Origin of the sequence: Bradyrhizobium sp. AS23.2 (assembly GCF_001908185.1) — a bacterium.
Classification (GTDB): domain Bacteria; phylum Pseudomonadota; class Alphaproteobacteria; order Rhizobiales; family Xanthobacteraceae; genus Bradyrhizobium.
This window is the reverse complement of record NZ_LGHM01000040.1, coordinates 1-19,714: the sequence shown is the minus strand read 5'-3', so window position 1 is coordinate 19,714 and position 19,714 is coordinate 1. Positions and strand designations below refer to the sequence as shown.

Genomic DNA, 19,714 nt, shown 5'->3' with positions numbered 1-19,714 from the left:
CCGCGTGTCGCTGGTCCGCTACGGCGAAGTCTTCATCTGGTGAGGCAAAATGAATCTGGACTTCTCTGCCGAGGACATCGCATTTCGTGATGAGATACGAGCTTTTCTGAGCGAGAATCTTCCCAAGGATATCGCGCGCCGTTTCTCCAGAGGCTACCATCCTCCCAAAAAAGACCTGCAAGCTTGGCAAGCGATCTTGCACAAGCGGGGGTGGTCCGTACCACACTGGCCGGTCGAGCACGGAGGAACGGGCTGGAGTCCGATACAACAGTATATTTTCGACGACGAGTGTCTCGCGGCTGATGCGCCCCCTGTCAGTCCGTTCGGAACGAGGCTTGTAGGTCCGGTAATCTACACGTTCGGATCGGACAGCCAGAAGAAGAAGTATTTGCCGGCGATCCTGTCGGGGGAAACGCTTTGGTGTCAGGGCTTTTCGGAGCCGGGCTCAGGTTCCGACCTGGCTTCCCTTCAAACGCGAGCCGTGCGGGATGGTGCCGACTACGTCGTCAACGGCCGCAAGATCTGGACGACCGATGCGCACTTCGCCGACATGATGTTTTGCTTGGCGCGCACTAGCCAGGGGAGGAAGCAGCAGGAAGGCATCTCGTTCCTGCTGCTCGACATGAAAGATCCCGGCGTCACAGTCCGCCCGATCCGCACATTGGATGCAGGGCATACGGTCAACGAGGTATTCATCGACAACGTGAAGGTATCCGCTGATGACCTCGTTGGCCAGGAAGGTAAAGGCTGGAGTTACGCCAAGTTCCTGCTCGACAATGAGCGCACCGTGAATGCCTTCGTCCACCATTCGAAACGCGCTTACAGGCGAACGAAGAAAATTGCCCAAAAGGCTCAGTTCAACGGCCAACCATTGTTCGACGTTTCAGGCTTCCGCAATCGGGCCGCAAGGCTTGAGATTGAGTTGCGCGCGCTGGAATGGGGAGTCTTGCGCATGCTGCATAGTGACGTCCCTGACCCAACTGCTGCGGCGTCGGCGCTCAAGCTCAAGGGCTGCGCGCTGCTCCAAAACATCCTTGACCTGGCACTCGATGCGCTTGGATTGGACGCAATCCCGTTTTATCCGGATCCGGAGCAGGAGGCCGTCAGCAATTTTTTTTAGCTGGGCTCAGGATGAGGCGCCTGGATTGATGGCGCAGGCGCTGTATCGGCGTGCAGGAACCATCTACGCTGGAACTTCGGAGGTCCAGCGTAGCATCATCTTCAAGCAACTTGCGAGAGCGTGACGTGGATCTGCATCTGAATGAAGAACAGAAGCTCCTCAAGGAAAGTGCAGCGCGTTTTCTTCGCGACCAATACGCGTTCGATCGACGGAAACTACTGATCGCTGACGATGCCCCGAGTGGCGTCTGGAGCAAGCTTGTTGACCTCGGCTGGCTGGGAGCCTGGCTACCCGAAGAAGCCGGGGGACTTGGGGGCTCCGCGGTGGAATTCGCCATCCTGATGGAGGAAGCCGGCCGGCATCTGTACGTTGGGCCTTATCTTTCGGCGAGTATCGCAAGTGCGTTGCTGCGTAATGCAGACTCCAGGGGAGCCCGGGAGCGACTCGCGGCGAGCGCCGAAGGTGAAAGGCATCTGACCGTTGCACACTTGGAGCCGGGCAGCCGTGGAATGATGGATTCGCCAACGGTGCGCGGGATCGCCGTAGGCTCCTCCTATCGTTTGACCGGCCGCAAACGGTTGGTCTATTCGGGATGCTTTGCGGACGAGACGATCGTATCCGCGGTTACCCCAGATGGTCCGTCCTTCTTTGCTGTGCCTATGGGTGGAACTGGTGTAGCCACGCGCCACTACAGGACGGTCGATAACGACTGGGTGTCGGATGTGGAATTCGATCTGGCCGAAGCCGAGTTGCTCGTGGGGGCTCCTGGCTATGCGAGCGCGCTCGACGACGCCATCTATGTTGCGCTGCTCGGGGTCGGTGCCGAGGCCATCGGCTTGTGTGAGGCGGTCTTAACTCAAACCAAGGACTATCTTGCCGACCGAAAGCAATTTGGGCGTTCGTTGATCGAATTCCAGGCGCTACAACATCGGATTTCGGACCTGTTCGTCGAGACGGAGACGCTTCGCTGGTCTTTGCTCGACGCTCTTTCGCAATCGTCTTCGGCCCGTACGCTGCGTGCACGGTCGATCTTCGGCCTAAAGATACAGGCTGGCTCGATCGCGACGATGGTCGCCGGCCAGTGCCTACATCTGCACGGCGGCATGGGAATGACCGATGAAATGCCGGTGTCGCACTACTATAGGCGCGCTCGTATGATCGAGGCGCAGTTCGGAAATACCGACTATTTCACCGCAGCCTATACGACGCTGATGGACTGAGACGCCGCAACTCCGTATCGAGTGCGGCGTGCCGCAACAACATTGGCGTTTGACGGATCTTGCGCGCGCATACAGATAAGCGCATCGTCCAAAGCGTTTGCGATTTGGGCGTAATTGATTGCGACATCATCGCGCGGGCTTGACAGACCCACGGCCAGCCGCTGCGGTGAGCCGGTCTCGATCAGCTTTGCGACGATCGATCGTTCGGTCGCCTCATCCACGGCCATGTAGGTGTAGCCTCGTTCCCGGATCGCGGCAATCCTGGTGCTTACTTCCGCGTAGCTTAATCTCGGGCGGCGCACGGGTGATTCCGCGTTAATGCGACGGGTGATGCGTTCGATTAGTTCGTCGTCAAACGTGGACATCAGCAATAAGCCCATCGCCGTTTCCGTCAGATAGAGCTTGTCTCCGACAGTGGGTGCCGTGTCCTTACGAAGCTTATGGATCGACATTACTCCAATATACTGAATGTGAATGTCGTTGCGGACCGCGAGGTACACGTCTGCACCCGTTTCCTCTGTGAGGCGTCCTGTGATCGCGTTCAGTCGCGCCAAATCGAAATCTTCATCATAAGTCCACCCGCCGAGTAGACCGACTCGAAGGCTCGCCTGGTACGTGCGTGTCTGACGATCGAAGACCAGATACCCGAGGCTTGCGAGCGACTTAAGTAGGAGAGACGTGCTCGATATCGGGCAATTGAGTGCCATTGCAATATCTGTGGTGTTGGCTGGCTGCCTCGTTTCCTTGAGGTATTCCAGTATCTGTAGAACGCGTCGGGCCGATTTGATGGTCGACAAATCTTCCTCCGTGCCACGCGAAACAGACTTCATTTCCCTCACCGATATTACTGATTTTGTTATATTTTTGTCTCTTTTGGCGCTCTCCGCGACATCAGGCGTCATGCTCGAGCTTGCCCTGCAAAAGTTCGAACTTTTCGGTTCGCGGCTATGAGAAATCTAGCAAAGTTTGGCGATTAGGCAACGCCGCAAGCCATCAGAAATGGCCGGGAAAGAGAAATTAATGAGTGCTACTTCTTTAACTTTCGGCCGCACTCGAAAGTCCGTTGGTCGCTCGGGAGCTTGCATCTCGTAACAAGCAAAGCAGGTGACATTTCACGTATCTAAAAAGAGGCCCGATGCGTGCATCTAGCTCGCCTGCAGGCGTGACTTGAACGCGCGATACGCTAACCTTTTGGCGAGCAAGCGGGTCCAAGCAGCGCTTGAATATCTCAGGGGGAACTTCTCGATGCTTTCTCGTCTCAAGGGCACCATTCTGCTGACCGCAATGGCGGCGCTCGTCAATTCCGGATTTGCGCACGCGCGTGACGGCTTTTCGAATGATGAAGTGGTGCTCGGCATTCTGAACGACATGACCGGTCCGTACTCTGACGTGCTCGGGCCGGGACTGGTACAGTCAGTTCAATGGGCGATCGACGACTTCGGAGGCACCCTCAATGGTAAGCCCATCAAGGTGCTTAACGCCGATACGCAGGTCAAGGCAGACATCGCCTCGACGACGGCGCGCAAATGGATCGATGAAAACAAGGTAGACGTTCTGCTGACCTCGGCAGGCACCGCCATCACGCTAGCCGGGATTGCCGTTGCGAAAGACAATGACGTCGCCCTCCTCAACGCTGGCGGCGTCAGCGCCGATCTGTCCAACAAGCAATGCAACGCTCTGATGACCCATTGGCTCGTCGATACGTATGCGGCTGCCAAACTTAGCATCAAGGCCGGGACCGATGCAGGCGCGAAGACATGGTTCTTCATAACCGCCGATTATTCGTTCGGTGAGGCGCTGCAGCGGGATGCCGAGGTGGAGATCAAGCGACTTGGCGGAAAGGTGGTCGGCAGTGTTCGCGCTCCGCTTGGAACGACCGATTTCAGTTCGTTCCTGTTGCAGGCCAAAACATCTGGGGCAGATATCGTCGCACTCGCAAATGCCGGTGCGGACACGCTCAATTCGCTCAAGCAGGCGGAAGAGTTCGGTATTCGCAAGGGCGGGCAGAATCTGATTGGTCTGATCACCAACAACACGGATATCTACGGCCTCGGTCTGCCGGTGGCTCAAGGGTTGATGGTGACGGAGTCTTTCTTCTACGATCGTGACGAGGACAGCAAGGCATTCGCCAAGAGATTCGAGGCCAAGTTCAAGCGCTATCCGTCCCAGAATCAGGTCGCGGCCTATTCGGCCACGCTCCACTACTTAAGGGCTGTCAAGGAAGCCAATACCGACTCCGGCGCCACCGTGAATGCTCAAATGAAAAAGATGCCTGTCAAGGATTTCTATGCGATCGAAGGGAAGATCCGTGACGATGGCCGGATGATCCCAAAGTACATGTATCTCCTGACCGCGAAGAAGCCTTCCGATGCGAAGAATGCTTTCGATATCTACAATCTTGTTCAGGCGGTCCCCGGCGATGAGGCCTTTCGGCCCCTCGAGGCCAGCGAGTGCCCACTCGTCAAGAAATGAGAGAGAAACGTTCTTGACGGGCCGTATGTATCCGGCCCGCCTTTCATCTCCTGCGAGTCCGCTTGGAGACCGTGGGGGATCCGGAAGAGGGTATTTGACGATGCTGATACTGCGCTCCACTGCCGGCCAGCCAACGACGCCCCACACGGAGAGAAGGGCCCATCTCCTTCCGAAATCTGCGAAGCTGAACCGAACTAGCAATATCCCCTTCTTCGCACGCGCTTTCCTTTCCAGGCGCCGAAAGCAGGGCGACCGCGCGTCTCTGCGCAGGTGCCCTCTTGTTTGCAGAGCCTGCTCTTGAAGAGAGACTGGATGGCAGCTCCGGCACTTAAAAAGACCATTGCCAAGCTCGATTTGTTGAGTCTTCGGCTGTTTCTCACGGTCTGCGAAGAACAGAGTATTCTGAGAGCAGCTCAGCGGGAGAGAATTGCTCCATCCGCAACGAGCAAGCGGATTCAGGAAATCGAGTATCTCTTCGGCGTCAAGTTGCTCTACCGAAACGCAAAGGGAACTGTTCCGACCCCTGTGGGCCAGGTGCTTGCCGATCATGCTCGCGAGATATTCCACCTGATCGACAAAGTACGTACCGACTTGAGCGAGTTTGCCGAGGGTATCAAAGGGCACGTTCGGGTTGCAGCTATTCCATCCGCGCTTGTGGGTTCGCTGGCACCCCATTTGAAGGAATTCTCGGACGCCTATCCCAGCGTCGACCTTGATATTCGGGAGCATCTTAGTCCGGAGGTGGTGCACGCAGTGGCGACGGGAATAGCCGACATCGGTGTTTTCGCCACGCCGCCGGAGATCGCAGACGAGATCGGCAGCTTTGCGTACAAACGGGATGAGCTCATGGCCTTTTTGCCGGAGGATCATCCCTTGGCAGCGCGTCGTTCCGCCGGGTTTGCGGAGTTGCTGGACATCGATTTGATCGGCGTCCATGTCAACAGTTCGGTGACGAACCAATTACGCCGTGCGGCCGCCGATCTTGGACGGCAGCTCAATCTGCGCTTCCAGGTCCAAACGAATGAGGTTGCCAAAAGCATGGTTGCTGCTGGATTTGGAGCTATGATTCAACCGTCGGGCCTTGTCACCAACGCAACACACGATCGCATCGTCGCTCTCCCGCTCTCCGAGGATTGGGCGAAGCGCGAGGTACGGGTTTGCGTTAGGCGTGGGGCTGTACTTCCTGCGCAGGTCCAGGCCGTGTTCGACTTTCTGCTCGGCCAAGCGTCTGACAAAGGGCGAGAACAGTCTGTACAGCAAGGAGTCTTGGAAATCACGTCAGCCTGATGGCGAGAAGAAGCGCGATCCGGTCTGCCCTAATCGAGCCGATAAGGACGATCGGTCGTGTCGCCCGCCGCAAGACCATATGGCGTGTCATTGGCAAGCGAGATTGCGTCGGCGTCATCCTGGAACGGAAGGAGCGACAGAACCGGCCCAAAAACCTCGTGCCGTGCGATCGTGTCTTCGCGGGAGCGGGGCCAAGCAGCGTCGGCCTCACAAAAAAGGCCGCCTCAGGTGGAGCCGAAATACTCGCTGAGTTTTGGTCGAGCCCATCCAAAATGAAAGACTTGGTACCGATTCAGCGCCGATCGACATTTGGCGCCCAGCCGTCCCGAGTGCCGTTCGATTGAATGGCACCCGGTCTTGGTATTGTTTAGAAGCTCACCGTGAAGCCGTGCTTCTTGGCCGCTTCGCCAACTAGGCTTTTGTTCTGCTCGAAGGCATTTTCCATGTAGAGCATGTCCCTGCCATAAATCTCGTTGGCAAAATGAGAGGCGATGGCCTCGGGCGTCCGTTGATCCGCAGGGAAATAGGCCGGTCGGGTTTCATAGAGCATGATCCGAGCAAAGCTGCCGGATGAGGCGCTCAAGATAAATCGAGAAGGTCCGTCCTCGCTCACTAGGTAGAGCGCGCCCGGGGTGATTGCTTCGGGCTGCATCAGTTTGACGGCGTCTTCTGGCAACAACCCTTCGGTCATGCGCGTGATCGCGGACGGCGCGAGCATAGTGACGCGAATGTCGTTCTTGGCGCCTTCGAGGTGAAGCACGTTCATTAGGCCGACCATCGCGGTTTTTGCGACCCCGTACGCTGCCTGACCGAAGTTGCCGTACAATCCGGAAGTCGAAGATGTCAGGACGATGCGGCCGTATTTCTGGTCCCGCATGATCGGCCATACGGCCTTGCAGCAGATGACGGTGCCATTCAAATGCACGTCCAGGACCTTCTGGTAGTCTTCCATCGTCATGTTGGAGAAGGTCTTGTCACGCAGAATTCCAGCGTTGTTGATGAGGATGTCGACGCGTCCCCACTTGTCGGTCGCGCGTCGAACCATCGCTTCAACTTGAGCCTCGTTTGTAATGTCTGCCCCGTCCGCAATGGCATCGCCACCGGCCGCAATGATTTCGTCCACTACGGCCTGAGCCACGGCGGACGAGGTGCCAAGACCGTTCGTCGCACTGCCCAAATCATTGACGACCAACTTCGCTCCGCGTGCGGCAAGCCCGAGCGCGTGCGATTTGCCGATCCCGTTGCCGGCGCCCGTGACAATCGCAACTCTTCCATCGAACCGAATAGTCATTTTCATCTCCCTGAATTCGCCGGCAGTTCGTTGGCTCGTGAACGCTAGTGATGTAATACACACTAGTGATGTAAGACTCATTACACGCCGATTTTGAGGCGCGTCAATCGGGCCGCCTGCATGGGCGCGGTACACTGCGCGATAAACTTCGCGGGTGCATGGCTCGATTCTTGGTCGCTGCGGAAGCTAAATGATTTGCGATTACTTCGCTATTTTCAGGGACGTTGGCAGCAGGTCTGTTGTTACTGGAAGGCTGTGGGGGTGATCGACGGTTTTGAGGGGGGCGAGGAGGAGCGCTGAAGGGCGTTTGACAAAGGTAAATGAGTGTCACACATTAATGTGGCTCATCTGAACATAAAGAAGTTTGGGCTGGGGGATACGGATGTTTATTACGCAGTCGTTCAGGCGCGCAGTCCAGGTCGGTGGTTCAAGAACGGCGACCGTGGATGGCGTTGATCGGCGTACTTGGAACGAGGTCGGACGGCGCGTTCGCAGTCTCGCTAAGGGGCTGTCTGATCTGGGCGTCCATAGTGGGGATCGAGTAGCCGTCCTTTCGCTGAATTCTGCGCGCTACCTCGAGGCCTACTACGCCATCTTCTGGCTTGGGGCGGCGTGCGTTCCTTTGAATGCGCGCTGGAGTGTAGATGAACTCGCCTATGGGTTGACGGATTCCGAGCCGACCATTCTCCTTTGTGACGACGCTCATTTCGAGATCGCGAGCCAATTGCGACAGCGCTGCCCAGGTGTACGTCATCTGATCTTGATGGCCGATAGGCCCAGCCCTGGAGGAGGGGTGCTTGCCTACGAGGCGCTGGCGGGAGCTGGTCACGACATTGATGCGCCCGTTGTGCCCGGCGAGACCATGGCCATGATCTGCTACACCGGAGGCACAACCGGGAGGTCGAAGGGTGTCATGCTTTCGCACCTCAATCTTTGGTCGAGTGCCATAGCTTTCGGGAACGATATTCGCGATTTAACCCGGGATACCTCAAGGACGCTCAACGTGATGCCGCTATTCCACAGCGGTGGGGTCTTGCCGGTGCTTACAACCGTTATCGGGGCCGGCTGCAACGTGTTCCTGCCGTCCTTCCTGCCTCAGACGTTCCTTCAAACTCTCGAGGACGAGAAAATTACTCACACCTCGATCGTCCCGACGATGGTTCGTATGATCCTCGACAGCATTGGCGAAAGGAAGCGCGACCTTTCCGCCCTGAAAGTGATGGTGTACGGGGCCGCGCCAATGTCGCAGGCGCAAGCAGAAGAGGCGATGGAAAAGCTTCCGGGCGTCGACCTGCAGCACGGGTACGGTCAAACCGAGCTCGCTCCGTATGTATCAACCTTGCGGCCCGAGTACCATGTGCTGAACGGACCAGGCTCCGGCAAGCTCAGATCGATCGGCAAGGTCGGGTATTGCTCCGAGGCCTATATCGCCGATTCAGATGGCAAGGAATTGCCGCGCGGTGAAGTCGGCGAATTGCGAGTGCGGGGACCGCACGTCATGCTCGGTTACTGGCGCAAGCCGAAGGAAACGGCGGCAACAATCGACAATGGCTGGATTCGGACCGGTGATGCCGGGTACATGGACGAAGAGGGCTTCGTCTTTCTGATCGATCGCCTAAAGGACATGATCGTGTCCGGGGGCGAGAATATCTATTCTTCCGAAGTCGAGAATGCGCTCGCGACGCATCCGGCCATCGCCACCGCGGTCGTGATCGGTATTCCCAATGAACGTTGGGGCGAAGCCGTTCATGCAGTCGTGATGCTGCGCGAAGGACATCAGGCCACGGCCGAAGAAATCATCAACCACTGCCATGGGCTGATCGCCGGCTACAAGTGCCCTCGCTCGTTGGAATTTCGAAGCGACCCGTTTCCTGTTTCGGGTGCCGGGAAGATCCTCAAGCGCGAGCTCAGGATGCCCTATTGGGCGGGCCGGAACTCGGCGCTCGTTTAACGGCTCCCCTCGTCCCAGTTACGTATCTCATTCGCACCTGAACGTCGCGGATTGCGGTTTGGGGCGACATCGCAGCACGGTTTCGATCATCGAATGGAAGGTAGAGTCTGGTGAATCTGTTGGGCGGGCCCATAAGGAGGCTTTTGATCGCCAACCGCGGCGAAATCGCAATCCGGATCGCGCGAGTGGCGGCAGAGATGGAGATCGAGACAGTCGCGATCTACAGTGGTGACGATGCGGCATCGCTCCACGTCAAGCGCGCCAGCAAGTCTGTGCGGCTGGAGGGGCGAGGTGCAGCCGGCTACCTGGATATCGAGCAGATCGTCGGCATTGCTCGCGCCGAACAATGCGATGCGGTTCATCCGGGATATGGTTTTCTGTCTGAAAATCCCGCGTTTGCGCGTGCGCTTGAGTCCGCGAGCGTCCGGTTCGTAGGGCCGTCTGCGGATCTTCTCGAGCTCTTTGGCGACAAGTCAAAGGCGCGGGCTTTCGCCAGGAAATGCGGAGTTCCAGTCGCAAAGGGAACCAAATCTGGAGTTTCTCTCGAAGAGGCGAAAGAGTTTTATTTGTCGCTCCCACCGGGACAAGGCGTGCTGGTGAAGGCGGCCGCCGGCGGCGGTGGGCGAGGGATGAGGCGCGTTCTGGCCGTCGACGATCTCGCCGATGCAATTGCGCGTTGCCGTTCGGAGGCGTTGTCTGCCTTTGGAGACGACGCCGTCTACATCGAGCAGCTCGTCCCCAAAGCGCGACACATCGAAGTCCAGGTAGTAGGCGATGGGACAGGTGAGGTCGCGGTGCTGGGGGAGCGTGAATGCACCCTGCAGCGCCGGTACCAGAAGCTTGTCGAGTACGCTCCCAGTCCCAGCCTTAGGCCCGAGCTGCGGCAGAAAATACTCGGGGCTGCAAAGGAAATGGCCAGCCGAGCGAAATACCTAAGCCTTGGCACCTTCGAGTTTCTCGTTTCACAGAATGCGGTCTCCGATGAGGATTTCATCTTCATCGAGTGCAATCCCAGACTCCAGGTGGAACACACCGTAACGGAAGAGGTAACTGGGGTTGATCTCGTCGGAACGCAGCTCCGTCTTGCCAATGGAGGGAAGCTGTCCGAGGTAGGGCTGTCGGGTGCGTCGGTACCGGAAGCGCGCGGCTTTGCCGTGCAACTGCGGGTCAATATGGAGACGACCAACGCCGACGGCGGGATCATTCCGAGTGCGGGCACATTGGAGGTGTTCGATCCGCCCGGCGGACCCGGAGTGCGAGTTGATACCTTCGGATACACTGGTTACGAAACCGCGATCGGCTTCGATTCTCTTTTGGCAAAAGTGGTGGTGCGTGCACCGGAGTTCGGCACGCTTGTTCAACGAGCGGAACGAGCGCTTGCGGAGTTCAGAATTTCGGGAGTCGAGACCAACTTGGGCTTGCTCCGAGGGCTTCTAAGCAACCCGGATGTCAGATCGAACAACGTCGATACCCGCTTCATCGAGGAAGGCGCCGGAACACTGAAGCTCGACGATTCGGAAACGCTCAATTTTCCGGTCGGCGAAGGAGCGAAGCGACGTGCAGATCGTTCGGCTCAGCCCGTAGGTCAGCCCAATACGATGCCTCTGCGGTCTCCGACCCCGGGATTGATCGTCGAAATCATGGTCGGTCCCGACGACGCTGTCAGCGTGGCCAAAGACGCATTCATTATTGAGGCGATGAAGTCTCAGTTGGCCGTTCGCCCCGAGATTCCGGGAATCGTCAGGCAGGTCATTGTCGCGCCTGGCATGTTGGTAAAGGCCGGGGACATTCTCGCCTTTGTTGAGCCGACCGAAGGCCACGAAGGCAAGGCATCAGAGCAGGATTCCGTCAACTTAGATGAAATCCGGCCGGATCTTGATGAAGTGCTCAGGCGCAAATTCGAGGTGTCGGACGCAGGAAGACAGCAGGCAGTTGCCAAGCGTCACGCGCGCGGCGGCCGGATGGCACGGGAGAATATCGCCGATCTCTGCGACGAAGAGAGTTTCGTCGAGTACGGAGCCTTCATTCTCGCCATGCAGCGCGGTCGCAGGTCGATCGAGGAGCTCAAGACCATCAGTCCCGCTGATGGGTTGATTGCCGGATTCGGGGATGTGAACGGAAAGCTCTTTGGCGAACGTTCGCGGTGCGCGGTCCTGGCTTACGACTACACGGTTCTGGCCGGTACCCAGGGCTTTCAAGCGCATGCGAAGAAGGATCGCATGTTTAGCCTGGTGGACGAGCTGCAAACGCCTCTCGTGCTGTTTGCAGAGGGCGGTGGCGGGCGACCGGGGGGACACGGACTTTGTCGGCGCAGCCGGCCTCAATATGCCGACCTTCTGGCACTTCGGCCGGCTTAGCGCGAGGGTTCCCCTCGTGGGCGTGACTTCTGGCCGATGTTTCGCGGGAAACGCAGCTCTGCTGGGCGGCTGCGATGTGATCATTGCGACCCGCAATTCGACGACCGGAATGGCCGGGCCCGCCATGATCGAGGCAGCCGGGCTTGGGGCATTCTCTCCGGATGAGGTCGGGCCTGTTGAGGTGCAGGCTCCAAACGGTGTGATCGATATTATTGTTGAAGATGAGAAGGATGCCGTTCGCGTCGCGAAGCACTATCTCTCCTTCTTTCAAGGAGATCTAAAGGATTGGAGCTGCCCGGACCAGCGGTTGCTTCGTAGGATCGTTCCAGAGAACCGGCTGCGTGGATACGACGTGCGTCAGGCACTTGCGACGCTCGCCGATACGGACTCGCTGCTCGAGATTCGTCGCGACTTTGCCCCCGGAATGATCACGGCGCTCGCGCGAATCGAAGGGCGTCCGGTTGGTGTCATAGCCAACAATCCCCTTCACCTTGGCGGCGCTATCGACGCTCCCGGCGCGGACAAGGCGGCTCGCTTCATGCAGCTCTGCGATGCCTTCGATCTGCCGATTGTTTCGCTTAGCGACACTCCGGGCTTTATGGTTGGGCCTGAGTCGGAGCGGCTCGCCACAGTGCGCCACTTCTCGCGCCTCTTCGTGATCGGTGCGAACCTCTCGGTACCGATGATGGTCGTGGTGTTGCGCAAGGCCTACGGCTTGGGAGCACAAGCGATGGCTGCCGGTACCTACAGCTCCGCCGTGTTCTCGGTTTCCTGGCCGACCGGAGAAATGGGGCCGATGGGACTTGAGGGGGCCGTTCAGCTCGCTTACCGGAAAGAGTTGGATTCGATTGATGATCCCGAGAAGCGTCAGGCCGCCTATTCGAGCTACGTTGCTGAACTGTATCAGCAAGGGAAGGCGATGAACGCGGCGTCGTACATGGAGATCGATGACGTGATCGATCCGGCAGATACGCGCCGTTGGATCATGCATGGCCTGAAGACTGCCCCGAAGCGCTTTGCTTCGTCAGACAAAAAGCGGCCATTTGTCGATGCGTGGTGATAACGCCCGGTTGATGCGGAGGACGCGTCGGCTTGAATGGAGCTTGCGCGAGGTCGAAGAGCGGATGAAAGATTCCATGGTTGTGAAAAGCATCAGCTCGGGGATGACAAGTCGAATTCTCCGCTTGAGCGTAACCATACCCCCGATCTAATTCGGTTGGGTTCGCTAGAGAGGTTCATGCCGAAATGTCAAGGAAGCGCCGGCCGGTGGTGCAGCAGGGCGGCAAGTTCATGGTCGAACGATTGCGGCACGGTGCTGCCGCTTACGTGAAATTCCAGAGGAGCAGCAATGGCTGACGATGCGTATATAGTTGGGATATTCGAGCACCCGACACGGCTCGCTACCGATCTCTCGGTCCCGCAGTTGCACGCAGAGGCGGCTTTTGGGGCTCTGGCTGACGCCGGGCTCTCGATGTCCGATGTGGACGCATACTATTGTGGCGGTGACGCAACGGGTCTCGGTCCGTTACCGATGGCGACGTATCTCAACATGAAGTTGCGCCACTTCGATTCCACCGATGTCGGTGGGTCGACTTACCTGGCGCATGTTTCACATGCTCGGGATGCGATCAGGAGCGGCAGGTGCGATGTTGCGTTGATTACGTGCGGCGGTCGTCCGCGCGCAAGCAAGGCTGCCGTGGTTCCCGTAAGCTCGCCCGATATGGCTGAGCCAGATGCTCAGTTTGAAGTGCCGTACAACACGAACGTGGTTGCCTTCTATGCTATGGCAGCCGCCCGGCACATGCATGAGTTCGGTACGACGAGCGAGCAGCTTGCCTGGATCAAAGTCGCTGCTTCTCAGCACGCGCAGCACAATCCGCACGCTATGCTGCCAAAGCCGGTGACCGTTGATGACGTGCTCTCCTCCCCAGTGGTCGCTTCCCCTCTGCATCGACTTGATTGCTGCGTCGTGAGCGATGGAGGTGCCGCTGTCGTGATGGCGCGATCTGAGATCGCGCGCTCGTTGAAGCGCCCACTCGTGAAGGTCGCCGGGGCGGCAGAAGCCATCTTCCACTTTGGCGCCGGCGAGCCGCACATCATCACGACGGCGACGTCGGTTTCCGGACCGCGAGCATTCGCTGAGGCGAGGCGAACGCCGGCAGATATCAAGTATACGTCGGTCTACGACAGCTTCACCATTACCGCGCTGCTGCAGATCGAGGACCTCGGTTTCTGCAAGAAGGGGCAGGGTGGGCCTTTCGTTGCCGATGGAAACCTGATCTCGGGTAGAGGGGCGCTTCCGTTCAACACCGATGGCGGTGGCCTCTGCAACAATCACATGGCAAACCGCGGCGGCATCACGAAGATCATTGAAGCTGTGCGGCAAGTTCGCGGCGAGGCGCACCCCGCCGTGCAGGTAAAGAACTGCGACGTCGTCCTCGCAAACGGTATTGGTGCAATCGTAGGCACGCGCCACGCGGCCGCAACGTTGATTCTTGAGAGGCAGTAAGATGCTATCCAGCAAGCGTCCTTCACCGATCCCCAGTCCGCAGACGGTTGAATTCTGGAAAGCGTCGGCTGAACGGAAATTCATGGTGCCACGTTGTCGCGCGTGTAATAGGTCCCACTGGTATCCGAGGCCGTTCTGTCCCCATTGCTACAGCCAGGACGTCGCATTGGAGAAAGCCAGTGGTCGAGGCAAGGTCTACAGCTTTACGGTCCTCACGAAGGACAAGTCGATCGTGGCCTACGTGAAGTTGGACGAAGGTCCGATCATGCTGACGAGCATTGTCGACACGGACCCCGAAAAGATCGGGATCGGCAGCGAGGTCACGGTCACCTTTCAGCCCACCGAGGACGGAACGCTCGTTCCTTTGTTTCGGGGTGCGTGACTCCTGACAAGTAGGGCGTGTTTGCTGGTATGCCGGCGCGCCCCGCGTTTGCAGGGAAGACAGCGCGAGCATAAGAGGCGAAGTCGGGCCCCTCTCGCTGAGTGCGTTGTAGGGGAAGGAATGCGTCTAACCTTCAAGGGAAGCGTAGCTCGACGAGAGTAACGGAGGAGCGAGGTGGGGGCGGAGCAAAGCGAGTTCGTTCTTGAGGCTAGGGGGCTAACGAAAAGCTTTGCGGGATTTCTTGCCGTAAACGATGTGAGCCTCCGTGTCAGAAGAGGGTCGATTCACGCACTTATCGGTCCGAACGGGGCCGGCAAGACGACCGTCTTCAATTTGCTGACGAAATTTCACCGCCCGACGAAGGGTGATATCTTCTTCGAGGGCAGGAATATCACCTCGCTCACGCCGGCCGAAGTAGCATCACTGGGGCTTGTCCGTTCCTTCCAGATTTCGGCCGTATTTCCGAGCCTGACCGTACTTGAAAACGTTCGGTTCGCCTTGCAGCGACAACTCGGGACGTCGTTCTATTTCTGGAGATCCGATCGATCCCTTCATTGTCTGCACGATCAAGCCCGTCAGCTGATTGACGCCGTCAACCTCACTCGTTGGCTGGACGTCCCAGCCGGCGAATTGCCGTACGGGCGGAAGCGAGCGCTGGAATTGGCGACAACGCTTGCCCTCGAACCGCGCGTTATGCTGCTCGACGAACCGATGGCTGGAATGGGCCGGGAAGACATTCAGGTAATTGCTGCGTTGATCAAGCGCCTCGCCGAAAATCGCACGGTGTTGATGGTCGAACACAACCTGTCGGTAGTGGCGAGCTTGTCGGATTGCATCACGGTGCTTCGTCGGGGACAGATCTTGGCCGAAGGCCCCTATTCCGTCGTGTCACAGGATCCCGAAGTCATGGAAGCCTACCTTGGCAAGGGAGACGAGAGCCGTGACTGATACGGCGTCTGCAGCGATGTTGGAAATCAACGACTTGAATTCCTTCTACGGGGAAAGTCATGTCCTCCACAACGTGAGCTTCCATGTAGGTCGGGGAGAGGTGGTTACGCTCCTCGGACGGAATGGAGCTGGCAAGACGACGGCCATGAGATCGATCCTCGGTATCGTGCCGAAGCGATGCGGTTCGATCCGGCTTTGCGGCAAAGAGCTGGTCGGTCTTCCTCGATATCAAATTCCGCGGCTCGGCATCGGCTATGTACCGGAAGAGCGCGGCATATTCGCATCGCTCAACGTTATCGAGAACCTGCTGTTGCCTCCGATCATCAAGAAGGGGGGTATGGAGCTCGAGCAGATATTCGCGCTGTTTCCCAATCTGAACGAACGTGCTTCGACCCAGGGGACCCGCCTGTCGGGAGGCGAGCAGCAGATGCTTGCCATCGCGCGTGTGCTGCGGACGGGAGCCGAGCTTATTTTGCTCGATGAGCCGACGGAAGGCCTGGCGCCGGTTATCGTCGATCAGATTGAACTCGCGATTCGCACTCTAAAAGATCGTGGGTTTACGATCCTGTTGGTAGAGCAGAGTTTTCGCTTCGCTTCGAAGGTTGCCGACCGTCACTATATCCTCGAAGAGGGGCACGTTGTTGACATGATACCAAACGCCCAGCTCGCCTCGAAACGGGCGATCCTCAATCAGTACCTCGGGCTGTAGACGCCTGCAGTCAACGAAGGGATTCAAATGACGACGATTCTGGGAGTTCCAGCTCAGGCGCTATCCGGCCAATTGCTGCTCGGACTCATCAACGGGTCCTTCTATGCAATGCTCAGCCTCGGCCTCTCCGTGATCTTCGGCATGCTGGGCATCGTCAACATGGTTCATGGCGCCTTGTACATGGTCGGGGCCTTCACCGCCTGGATGATGCTGACCTACCTTGGCATTAGCTATTGGGGAGCTCTGCTCATCGCACCGCTCGTCGTCGGAGTTCTTGGAATGGTCATAGAGCGCGTTTTCCTGCGCTATCTGTACGAGGTGGATCACCTGTACGGTCTGCTTCTGACGTTCGGACTAACGCTAGTGCTCGAGTCCATGTTCCGGTACAACTACGGCGCGTCTGGCCTTCCCTATCCGATTCCGGCGGCGTTGAGGGGCGGCAATGATCTTGGTTTCGTCTATCTGCCGACCTATCGCGGTTGGGTCGTCGCGATGTCGCTGGCGGTTTGCTTTGGCACTTGGTACCTGATTGAGCGCACCCGTCTCGGGTCCTATCTGCGTGCGGCAACCGAAAACGCTATCCTGGTAGAGGCGTTCGGTATCAACGTTCCTCGCATGATCGCGCTCACATATGGACTCGGCGTCGCACTTGCTGGTCTGGCGGGCGTAATGGCTGCGCCGATCTACCAAGTCAGCCCCACTATGGGCTCCAACCTCGTGATTGTTGTCTTCGCGGTAGTAGTAATCGGCGGCCTGGGATCGATTATGGGATCCATCGTAACAGGAATCTGTCTGGGGTTGCTCGAGGGCCTGACCAAGGTGTTCTATCCTGCGGCTTCCAACGTCGCGATATTCATCGCGATGGCGATCGTTCTGATCGTCAAGCCGGCTGGGCTCTTCGGACGGGAGCCTTGATCGTGAGCGTGCAATCAACTGCGGAGCCGAGAGCTGCAGCCCGCGAAAAGGTAATGTGCCGAAGCAACGTCAAGCTCGGCTTTGTTGTTGCGATCATGGTCGGCATAGCCGCGCCATTTGTCGTCTATCCAGTCTTCCTGATGAAGGTTCTATGTTTTGGGCTTTTCGCCTGCGCATTCAACCTGCTGATCGGTTATGCCGGACTGCTGTCTTTTGGTCATGCCGCGTTTTTCGGTAGCGCAGCCTATGTCACCGGGCATGCTCTGAAGGTGTGGGGCCTCCCGCCAGAGCTTGGCATTCTGCTTGGTACGCTGACTTCGATCCTACTCGGAAGCGCCTTCGGTTTAGTTGCAATCAGGCGGCAAGGCATCTACTTCGCAATGATTACGCTGGCGTTGTCGCAGCTGATATATTTCCTTGCGCTGCAACTGCCCTTTACTCACGGTGAGGATGGCATCCAGGAGATTCCACGCGGCTATCTGTTCGGCGTCCTTGATCTCCGCAATACGTACGCGATGTACTATACGGTGCTTGCGATCTTCATCTTCGGCTTTGGGGTAGTTTGGCGTACGGTTCATTCGCCCTTTGGGCACGCATTGCGGGGGATCCGGGACAACGAAGCTCGGGCAATATCGCTCGGTTATCGAGCTGAGCGATTTAAGCTGGTCGTCTTCGTATTGTCGGCGGGGCTGTCCGGTTTGGCGGGGGCGACGAAGAGTCTGGTGTTTCAACTCGCTACGTTGACCGACGTGACCTGGCAGATGTCGGGGGAGGTGGTCTTGATGACGCTTCTGGGGGGGGATGGGTACGCTTACGGGTCCGGTGGTCGGAGCGGCTCTAGCGCTTGCGCTTGAGAATTACCTTGCGGTGACGGACCTTCCGGTACCGGCGGTGGTGGGTGTCATCTTCATACTATGCGTGATGGTCTTCAGGCGTGGAATAGTCGGAACCATCAGGCAGCGTCTGATTGAGTGGTATCGCTAAGTCGATTCAAGCGCTACCGGCTCCGGGTTTCGATATCGACCAGCAGCAGGTGATCCAGCGTGGATCGATAAAGGTCGTGCTGATCGCTACGCTTTTTCGGAGGCTTTCGTTAGCTGGTTCAGTTTGGCTTCAATGCGAGCCAGTCGAGACTCGATCTTCGAAGCTGCCTCTTCCTGCTTGTGATCTCCCTTTTGCAACGAGAGGCCGCGGTAGACCAGAGTGGTGACGTCATCGGCGATGCGATCGATATTGATCGATCCGTCTCCTCTCAGGTAGCGCCAGACATGATGGTCGATCGCGCCATATATGGTGTCCCGCACAAGTCTTACCGGAATGTCGGATAGAAACTCGCCAGTGTCCATCGCGGTCTTCACGATCTCCAAGGTTCGCTTGGTAAAGGAGCGATGCAAATGGAAAATGCGCGTCGATCGAAATTCGGGGTCCAGTTTGATGTCGTTGTGAATGAATCGATAGAGGACCGGATCATCCTGGATGTTCTTGAGCTGACGCCAGGCCATGTAGCGAAGGCGGTTCCATGTGCCCTTGATCCCGGCAAGCTGCTCGTCGTAATCCGCGAGAGTCCTCAGGTATGAGCGCTCTGCCAGGCGCAGCAGAAGTTCGCGTTTTGTCGGAAAGTAGCGAAACAAGGTACCTTCGACGACGTTCGCCTTCTGCGCTATTTCAAGCGTCGAAGCGGCAAAGCTACGCCGCTCCCGAAAGAGCTCGGCTGCCGCATCGAGTATCTGATTTTCGCGAACTTCCTTTGTAAGCCTTTGTCGCATCTTAGTGAGTGTCTCAGTGTCGGTAGAGTGGGCGCTATGGTTGGCTGGATACCGAGTTCGATAATAAAACTAGATCAGATGAGGCCAACGGCGCCAAGCTGTTTTTGCAGAAGTCCTGCCTTGCAAGTCGCGTGAACGGGGTCGATTCTGTTCTCGTCATATGCTCTTGCATGTGGCCTCCAAGGGCCCCTTTGGGCAACGCGCACTAGCTGTATTTGTTGAGGCGGAAGAAGGTCGGCGTCGACGCTGAAGGCCTGGATTGACCACGTCGCCCGATGGGGCGAGACCTTCATCTACGGCATCCGGACCACAGGGCCTGCTCGGCGGCAAGAAGGTCTTCGCGCTTACCGCGCGGGGGGCATCTACAGTCAGGGTCCGGCTCTGCGCTCAACTTCCAGGTGCCATATCCACGGACGCGGATCCTGAGGCTATAGGCCTGGCTCCTCTGCGCGGCCCCTTTGACGCTGCCAAGAACCGTCGCGATGGTCATGTCGCACAATATGATCGAGAGTGAACGATGAATGATGTGGTGGGAGCAGAAGGCGACCTGATCGTCCGGCGCGAAGGGACTGCGGGCGTCATCCGGCTCAACCGGCCGAAGGCAATCAATGCCCTGAGCTTGGAGATGGCCCTGGGGGTCGACGCCGCGCTGGACCGGTTCGAGAGCGATCCCGATATCGCGGTCGTGCTGTTGGAAGGTGCCGGCGAGCGCGGCCTATGTGCCGGCGGTGACATCCGCGGGCTCTATGAGAGCTCGACGGCGAAGGGAGACCTCGGCAAGGTCTTC

At 57.9% G+C, this 19,714-nt stretch carries 16 protein-coding genes and 3 pseudogenes; 15 read left to right on the top strand and 4 right to left on the bottom strand.

Annotation, left to right across the window (positions count from 1 at the left end; translation table 11 throughout):
* Positions 1 to 49 precede the first annotated feature (49 nt).
* Together AC630_RS08845 and AC630_RS08840 are read left to right on the top strand one after the other, a co-directional pair.
* On the top strand, positions 50 to 1,120 hold the full coding sequence (locus AC630_RS08845) for an acyl-CoA dehydrogenase family protein (protein WP_143197913.1): 1,071 nt from the start codon (positions 50 to 52) through the stop codon (positions 1,118 to 1,120).
* Between the two features lie 125 nt (positions 1,121 to 1,245).
* Complete coding sequence (locus AC630_RS08840) at positions 1,246 to 2,340, top strand: acyl-CoA dehydrogenase family protein (protein WP_074118091.1); 1,095 nt, start codon at positions 1,246 to 1,248, stop codon at positions 2,338 to 2,340.
* Here AC630_RS08840 and AC630_RS08835 read toward each other — a convergent pair.
* Entirely contained in the window at positions 2,319 to 3,137 is an 819-nt protein-coding gene (locus AC630_RS08835; RefSeq protein ID WP_167561158.1) for a helix-turn-helix domain-containing protein, read from the bottom strand. The genes AC630_RS08840 and AC630_RS08835 overlap by 22 nt on opposite strands.
* Here AC630_RS08835 and AC630_RS45310 point away from each other — a divergent pair.
* The 3 genes from AC630_RS45310 (at position 3,127) to AC630_RS08825 (ending at position 6,099) form a co-directional block, all read left to right on the top strand.
* The gene (locus AC630_RS45310; protein WP_167561157.1) at positions 3,127 to 3,291 is read left to right on the top strand and encodes a hypothetical protein; all 165 of its coding nucleotides are present in this window, start codon (positions 3,127 to 3,129) and stop codon (positions 3,289 to 3,291) included. The genes AC630_RS08835 and AC630_RS45310 overlap by 11 nt on opposite strands.
* Positions 3,292 to 3,585: 294 nt before the next feature.
* The gene (locus AC630_RS08830) at positions 3,586 to 4,812 is read left to right on the top strand and encodes an ABC transporter substrate-binding protein (protein ID WP_074118103.1); all 1,227 of its coding nucleotides are present in this window, start codon (positions 3,586 to 3,588) and stop codon (positions 4,810 to 4,812) included.
* A gap of 312 nt (positions 4,813 to 5,124) precedes the next feature.
* A complete protein-coding gene (locus tag AC630_RS08825; RefSeq protein ID WP_074118089.1) occupies positions 5,125 to 6,099 on the top strand; it encodes a LysR family transcriptional regulator in 975 nt (324 codons plus the stop codon).
* A 29-nt stretch (positions 6,100 to 6,128) separates the two neighbouring features.
* On the opposite strand, the gene AC630_RS08820 is transcribed toward AC630_RS08825, so the two are convergent.
* Positions 6,129 to 6,269 carry an aldehyde dehydrogenase family protein gene (locus AC630_RS08820; RefSeq protein WP_083636164.1) on the bottom strand — a complete coding sequence of 47 codons (141 nt, stop codon included), beginning with the start codon at positions 6,267 to 6,269 and terminating at the stop codon, positions 6,129 to 6,131.
* A gap of 197 nt (positions 6,270 to 6,466) precedes the next feature.
* Positions 6,467 to 7,390, bottom strand: a complete 924-nt coding sequence (locus AC630_RS08815) for an SDR family NAD(P)-dependent oxidoreductase (RefSeq protein WP_074118102.1) — start codon at positions 7,388 to 7,390, stop codon at positions 6,467 to 6,469.
* 382 nt (positions 7,391 to 7,772) lie between these two features.
* On the opposite strand from AC630_RS08815, the gene AC630_RS08805 reads away from it, so the two are divergent.
* From AC630_RS08805 to AC630_RS08770, 9 genes and pseudogenes are all read left to right on the top strand, one after another.
* Positions 7,773 to 9,341, top strand: a complete 1,569-nt coding sequence (locus tag AC630_RS08805) for a long-chain-fatty-acid--CoA ligase (protein WP_074118087.1) — start codon at positions 7,773 to 7,775, stop codon at positions 9,339 to 9,341.
* Positions 9,342 to 9,451: 110 nt separating this feature from the next.
* Positions 9,452 to 12,758: pseudogene (locus AC630_RS08800) on the top strand (acetyl-CoA carboxylase family protein).
* A 288-nt stretch (positions 12,759 to 13,046) separates the two neighbouring features.
* Positions 13,047 to 14,207 (top strand): thiolase family protein, encoded by a 1,161-nt coding sequence (locus AC630_RS08795; RefSeq protein ID WP_074118086.1) that lies wholly within the window; start codon positions 13,047 to 13,049, stop codon positions 14,205 to 14,207.
* A 1-nt stretch (position 14,208) separates the two neighbouring features.
* Positions 14,209 to 14,358, top strand: a pseudogene (locus tag AC630_RS48250) (zinc ribbon domain-containing protein); the annotation flags it as partial.
* Positions 14,359 to 14,373: 15 nt separating this feature from the next.
* Complete coding sequence (locus tag AC630_RS46805; protein ID WP_245330310.1) at positions 14,374 to 14,589, top strand: Zn-ribbon domain-containing OB-fold protein; 216 nt, start codon at positions 14,374 to 14,376, stop codon at positions 14,587 to 14,589.
* 174 nt (positions 14,590 to 14,763) lie between these two features.
* Positions 14,764 to 15,537 carry an ABC transporter ATP-binding protein gene (locus AC630_RS08785; protein WP_074118084.1) on the top strand — a complete coding sequence of 258 codons (774 nt, stop codon included), beginning with the start codon at positions 14,764 to 14,766 and terminating at the stop codon, positions 15,535 to 15,537.
* A 16-nt stretch (positions 15,538 to 15,553) separates the two neighbouring features.
* Positions 15,554 to 16,246, top strand: coding sequence for an ABC transporter ATP-binding protein (locus AC630_RS08780; RefSeq protein ID WP_074118101.1), 693 nt, complete (start codon positions 15,554 to 15,556; stop codon positions 16,244 to 16,246).
* A gap of 27 nt (positions 16,247 to 16,273) precedes the next feature.
* Positions 16,274 to 17,161 (top strand): branched-chain amino acid ABC transporter permease, encoded by an 888-nt coding sequence (locus tag AC630_RS08775; protein ID WP_074118083.1) that lies wholly within the window; start codon positions 16,274 to 16,276, stop codon positions 17,159 to 17,161.
* 53 nt (positions 17,162 to 17,214) lie between these two features.
* Positions 17,215 to 18,145 (top strand): annotated as a pseudogene (locus AC630_RS08770) (branched-chain amino acid ABC transporter permease).
* An 86-nt stretch (positions 18,146 to 18,231) separates the two neighbouring features.
* On the opposite strand, the gene AC630_RS08765 reads toward AC630_RS08770, so the two are convergent.
* Positions 18,232 to 18,927, bottom strand: coding sequence for a TetR/AcrR family transcriptional regulator (locus AC630_RS08765; RefSeq protein WP_074118082.1), 696 nt, complete (start codon positions 18,925 to 18,927; stop codon positions 18,232 to 18,234).
* A 517-nt stretch (positions 18,928 to 19,444) separates the two neighbouring features.
* Between AC630_RS08765 and AC630_RS08760 the strand changes: the two genes are divergently transcribed.
* The coding region (locus tag AC630_RS08760) for an enoyl-CoA hydratase/isomerase family protein (protein WP_208866984.1) at positions 19,445 to 19,714 on the top strand (270 nt) is incomplete at its 3' end.

What these genes read in the sequence shown, in the direction of transcription:
- AC630_RS08805 (WP_074118087.1), top strand. Translation starts at nt 7,773, where the DNA reads ATGTTTATTACGCAGTCGTTCAGGCGCGCAGTCCAGGTCGGTGGTTCA.
- AC630_RS45310 (WP_167561157.1), top strand. Translation starts at nt 3,127, where the DNA reads ATGGTCGACAAATCTTCCTCCGTGCCACGCGAAACAGACTTCATTTCC.
- AC630_RS08780 (WP_074118101.1), top strand. Translation starts at nt 15,554, where the DNA reads ATGTTGGAAATCAACGACTTGAATTCCTTCTACGGGGAAAGTCATGTC.
- AC630_RS08830 (WP_074118103.1), top strand. Translation starts at nt 3,586, where the DNA reads ATGCTTTCTCGTCTCAAGGGCACCATTCTGCTGACCGCAATGGCGGCG.
- AC630_RS08815 (WP_074118102.1), bottom strand. Translation starts at nt 7,390, where the DNA reads ATGACTATTCGGTTCGATGGAAGAGTTGCGATTGTCACGGGCGCCGGC.
- AC630_RS08825 (WP_074118089.1), top strand. Translation starts at nt 5,125, where the DNA reads ATGGCAGCTCCGGCACTTAAAAAGACCATTGCCAAGCTCGATTTGTTG.
- AC630_RS08845 (WP_143197913.1), top strand. Translation starts at nt 50, where the DNA reads ATGAATCTGGACTTCTCTGCCGAGGACATCGCATTTCGTGATGAGATA.
- AC630_RS08795 (WP_074118086.1), top strand. Translation starts at nt 13,047, where the DNA reads ATGGCTGACGATGCGTATATAGTTGGGATATTCGAGCACCCGACACGG.
- AC630_RS08765 (WP_074118082.1), bottom strand. Translation starts at nt 18,927, where the DNA reads ATGCGACAAAGGCTTACAAAGGAAGTTCGCGAAAATCAGATACTCGAT.
- AC630_RS08775 (WP_074118083.1), top strand. Translation starts at nt 16,274, where the DNA reads ATGACGACGATTCTGGGAGTTCCAGCTCAGGCGCTATCCGGCCAATTG.